Annotated in this window: 3 protein-coding genes and 2 pseudogenes; all 5 read right to left on the reverse strand. The window is 58.7% G+C overall.

Translation table 11 applies throughout. The features are described from left to right. Positions 1-121: 121 nt before the first annotated feature. Positions 122-883, reverse strand: a pseudogene (locus tag K8W16_RS01370) (autotransporter outer membrane beta-barrel domain-containing protein). 30 nt (positions 884-913) lie between these two features. Then, a complete protein-coding gene (locus K8W16_RS01375) occupies positions 914-1,465 on the reverse strand; it encodes a hypothetical protein (protein ID WP_304120500.1) in 552 nt (183 codons plus the stop codon). A gap of 83 nt (positions 1,466-1,548) precedes the next feature. Continuing rightward, complete coding sequence (locus K8W16_RS01380) at positions 1,549-1,806, reverse strand: hypothetical protein (protein ID WP_304120502.1); 258 nt, start codon at positions 1,804-1,806, stop codon at positions 1,549-1,551. 916 nt (positions 1,807-2,722) lie between these two features. After that, a complete protein-coding gene (locus tag K8W16_RS01385) occupies positions 2,723-4,123 on the reverse strand; it encodes a sodium-dependent transporter (RefSeq protein ID WP_304120504.1) in 1,401 nt (466 codons plus the stop codon). Positions 4,124-4,221: 98 nt separating this feature from the next. Then, positions 4,222-4,322, reverse strand: a pseudogene (locus K8W16_RS01390) (IS5/IS1182 family transposase); the annotation flags it as partial.

The raw sequence follows: 4,322 nt of genomic DNA on the forward strand, positions 1-4,322 counted from the left end.
ACGCGACATGTTGTGCTCCCGGATGGGCAGGCTTCGATATTTCCAGGCGCCCCTGTGCGCCATGGAAAAAGCGTCTTCAGAATATTCCTGAAGACGCTTTTTCTGCTGAAGGGTTCTGAACCTAGAACTTCCACTGAAGCTGAAGGGTGCCGGAAACGCCTTCACGTCTGCCCACATAGCCCTGCACGCCGAGGTCGAGGCTGACGGGGATGCAGGCCGAGGGGGTGAGGGTTATGCCGAGCTCGCCTATGCCGGTGCTGCCCTTGAGGTTCGGCCTGTCAATGTCAAAACCGTTGATGGTGGCTTCGGCCTTGCCGTCGAACTTATATTCCCATGCCGCGCCGATGTAGGGGCGCACGTATTCGTTGGCGGTACAGGCAAGGCGGGCGCCGAGGTGCAGACGGTGGGAGTCCACACTGTCGAAGCGCATGCTCTCGCCGGTGGAAAGGTGCAGGCTGTCGCTGTCCTGATGGGTTCACAGGTACTTGGTATACAGGTCAAGATCCGCCTTGTCGCTGAAGTTCCAGACATAGCCTGCGCCCACATGCAGGCCGTAATAGGCGCTGTCGCTGTCGTAGGAGGCCCTACGGCCGAAGGCGTCGCGCATGTCGTCGTTGTCGTAGTCGTTGTTCAGCACGCCAAGGCGTGCGCTTGCCTCGGCATAGAAGCGGCCGGGACCTGTTTCGGCAAAGTCCATGCGGGCCAGAACACCGCCGCCCGCATACCATGTGTCGCCGTCGCCCTTGACCGTGGCCGCGTTGGAGAAGGAGTTCCAGGTGTCGTAGGAGCCGTTGCCGTATTCGAAGAACAGGCCGGCAGTGAAGCGGCCGGGAGCCAAATCCGCGCCCCGGGCAAGGCCGACGAGCAGGTTGAAGCTGCTCACGTCGATGTGGGAGCCGGTGTCGTAGCGGGATCAGCCGCCGGAAACCGTGCCGAAGGGGGCAAAGGTGTACTCGCCCGTTTCGCGGGCGGCGCGCAGGGCATGCGCTATACCGCGGTCGGCAATGAGGTCGCCGCCCTGCCGGATAAGCAGAGAGCCGGCAAGGTAGCCTTCCGCAAGAGCCTTGGTCTGGGGCAGGACGTGCACCGGGCTGTCCCCTCCGGGCTCTTCGGAACCGCCGGGCGTTTCAGACGCGGTCCCTACGGTGGCGATGAGTTCTGTGCCCGTGTCGGTAAGCGTAAAGTCGTATGCCAGCGACACGCCCTGCGTGTCGGTGAGGTCGGTCTGCGTGTAGCCTTTACTGTTCAGGCCGCTCTCGTTTTTGAGCAGGGTGACGCTGTCGCCCTCTGCAAGAGGAGCGTTCTCGCCTGCCACGGCCACGCCCACCTCGGCGCCGGAAATGTCCGTGCCGGCCGTATCCGTCAGGGGCAGTACAGTGTCGCCGGCCTTGACGCTTTCGGGCAGAATGAAGTGATAGTTCTCAAAATTAGCCACATTGGCGGCGGTGAGGCCAACGATCCGCACTTCCAGCGTGTTGCCCGTGCGTAAATCCAGGCTGGCGTCGGGTCGATAACTGTAGCCGCCGTACAGCTTGGAATTGTCGCCTCTCAGCTTAAGCCTTCCCGCAGGATAACCGTGTTGCCCGTGGCTCTGCCCGAGCTGGGGGAGTATGAGGATGGGGTTTCGATATACCCGCCTGCGATAAGAGGGCTCTCCAGGGTAATGTTGCCCCCCAGATCCGCCACGTTGTTGTCGGCCGTAACCTCACGGGTTCCACTGGTTACGCCGCCGATGAACCACGTGTTAGGGACGGAGAAGGTACCGCCCTTGACGGTCACAGTGTTCCCGTTGACATAACTGCTCATATAAGTGATTTCATCATCACGGTCCGCTCTGCCTCCGGCAAGAGCATAAGCTTCCTTAAACGTGCCGCCGTAGACGGTCACGCTGTTCCCTGTGATGGTCGCTGAACCTGTTCTTGCACCGCCTACTGCCCCCGATATATACAAGGTATTTTTATCGAAGAGACCGTCATTTATGACAACGTGGTTATTCTTCATGAAGGCCGTACCAGCACCATATTTTATGCGAGCTCCATTCAGTATTTCGTAATGGCCGCCGTTGGAGGTCACCGTGTTGCCGGTCAGGATTGCTGTCCCTGATGCGCTCTGCAAGTATGCGCAACGGCCTCCTGTCCGCTGGCTCCGTCCATTACTGAGGCCTTGTTGTCGGACAAAGTCACATTTGTGGAAGACTTGAAGATGAACCCTCCGCCGACACAGTCGGTTTTTGTATCGACGGCAACCTCGCCGTTACTCGCTTCGGTTGCATCTGTGCCCCCGCTTCCATAATACCAGGGGCCCTGAGTCTGCCCGCCCGAATTGGCGGCTTCCGCCGCACAGGGCGCGGCCAGCAGCGCGGCAGCGAGCAGGAGCGGCAGGGCTTTTCGCGCACTGCCTGCCGACGGCGTCAGCCTAAATTCTCTCTCTGTATAAGACATTCTCATCCACGGTATGATATTTCCGCTTTTCCGGGACGCGGGAGGCATCCGTTTTTTTCTGCCGCAGCATCCCTTTTTTGAGGGAAATATGTAACGGAAAAGGATTGGTGTACAGGCTTTTTGCCGCAGGAAGCCCTGAATACGTGCCTTTTCGCCTCACGAGAGACGTCGGCAACGGGGCCTGGAGAAGCTCATACGGGATATGATGCAAAAAAAGCGGCGCGGCCGGGGCTATGTCCCGGTCGCGCCGCCTTTTTTAAGGGAAGAATTGAGGGGCGTTGTCAGATCTTGATGAGGCCCAGTGTCGCGCCCACGGAGGAGATGAGCACGACGAGCAGCAGCACCGGTGCCAGCCAGGAAACGCAGATGCGGAAGATCTTTTCCCCGTGGAAAGCGGAGGATATCTTCACTTCGGAAATGAGGTTTTCAATTCCCATGATGCGGCCGATGAGCAGGCAGGTAAGCATGGCGGCCAGCGGGCAGAGAATGAGGCTGGCGAGGAAGTCCATCATGTCGAGGATGCTGAGTCCGGCGATGGAGATGAAATCCCACACGCCGAAGCCGAGGGAACAGGGTACGCCCAGGGCTATGGCTTCAAAAGTCATGAACAGGGCGCTCTTGGTACGCGACCAGTGCAGCTCGTCCGTAAGGGTGGAGACACAGGTTTCCATGATGGAGATGCTGGAGGTAAGGGCGGCGAAGAACACCATGAGGAAGAACACTGCGCCGATGATGCCGCCGAAGCCCATGCTCTCAAAGACCTTGGGGATGGTGATGAACATGAGCGAAGGCCCGGCGTTCAGGGCGTCGGCAGTGCCGCCGGAGAAGGCGAACACCGCCGGGATGATCATGAATCCCGCGAGCGTAGCCACCAGCGTATCCATGAGGCCGATGCTGTAGGTGGCCTGCTCCACATTGACTTCCTTCTTCATATAGGAGCCGTAGGTGATAAGTATGCCCATGCCTATGGAGAGGGAGAAGAAGAGCTGGCCGCAGGCCGCCACCACAGTCATGATGGAGAACTTGGAGAAGTCCGGCACCAGGTAGTAATAGATGCCCGCACCCGCGCCGGGGCGCGTCATGGAATAAATGGCCACGATGACGGCCAGGATGAGCAGAAGGGGCATCATGACGCGGGAGGCACGTTCCACGCCGCCTTCCACACCCTTCAGGATGATGCCGAGGGTGCAGCCGAGGAAGAGAAGGTGCCAGAACACCGGTTCCCAGGTGGAGGAGATGAATCCGCCGAAGTAGCCGTCCGCAGCCACGACGTTCACCTGTCCGGTGACATATTCAAACAGGAATTTGATGATCCAGCCGCCGATGAGGCAGTAGTAGGGCAGGATAAGCATGGGAACTAAGGCGTTCACCCAGCCGCCGAATACGAGGAAGGGGTTCCTCTTCATCTGGCCGAAGGCGCGGTAGGCGCCCACGGGACTGAGGCGCGTCTTACGCCCGAGGCTGGTTTCGGCCACGATAAGAGCGTAGCCGAAAGTGAGCATGAGGATGATGTAGACCAGCAGGAAGATACCCCCGCCGTACTTGGCGGCAAGATAGGGGAACCGCCAGATATTGCCGAGGCCCACTGCGGAACCCGCCACGGCGAGAATGAAGCCTATATGGCCGGAAAAGAGGCCGCGGGAGCTGCCTTTGCCTGAATCGGATGATGCCTGCTGAGACATACATGACTCCTGAAAGAAAAAGTGTTCTCGGCAGAATATAAGAAGGAGAGCGAAATGACAAGCCGCAAAAGCCTTTTCTTTGCTAGGTTCAGGACTCATTAAATATAAAAGATGACAATGGCAGCGAGACAAATAGCCGAAAAGAACGTGTGGGCACAACGGTCATAACGCATGGCTATTCTGCGCCAATCCTTGAGTC

It is taken from the genome of Mailhella massiliensis, assembly GCF_020741395.1.
Classification (GTDB): domain Bacteria; phylum Desulfobacterota; class Desulfovibrionia; order Desulfovibrionales; family Desulfovibrionaceae; genus Mailhella; species Mailhella massiliensis_A.

What these genes read in the sequence shown, in the direction of transcription:
- K8W16_RS01380 (WP_304120502.1), bottom strand. Translation starts at nt 1,806, where the DNA reads ATGAGCAGTTATGTCAACGGGAACACTGTGACCGTCAAGGGCGGTACC.
- K8W16_RS01385 (WP_304120504.1), bottom strand. Translation starts at nt 4,123, where the DNA reads ATGTCTCAGCAGGCATCATCCGATTCAGGCAAAGGCAGCTCCCGCGGC.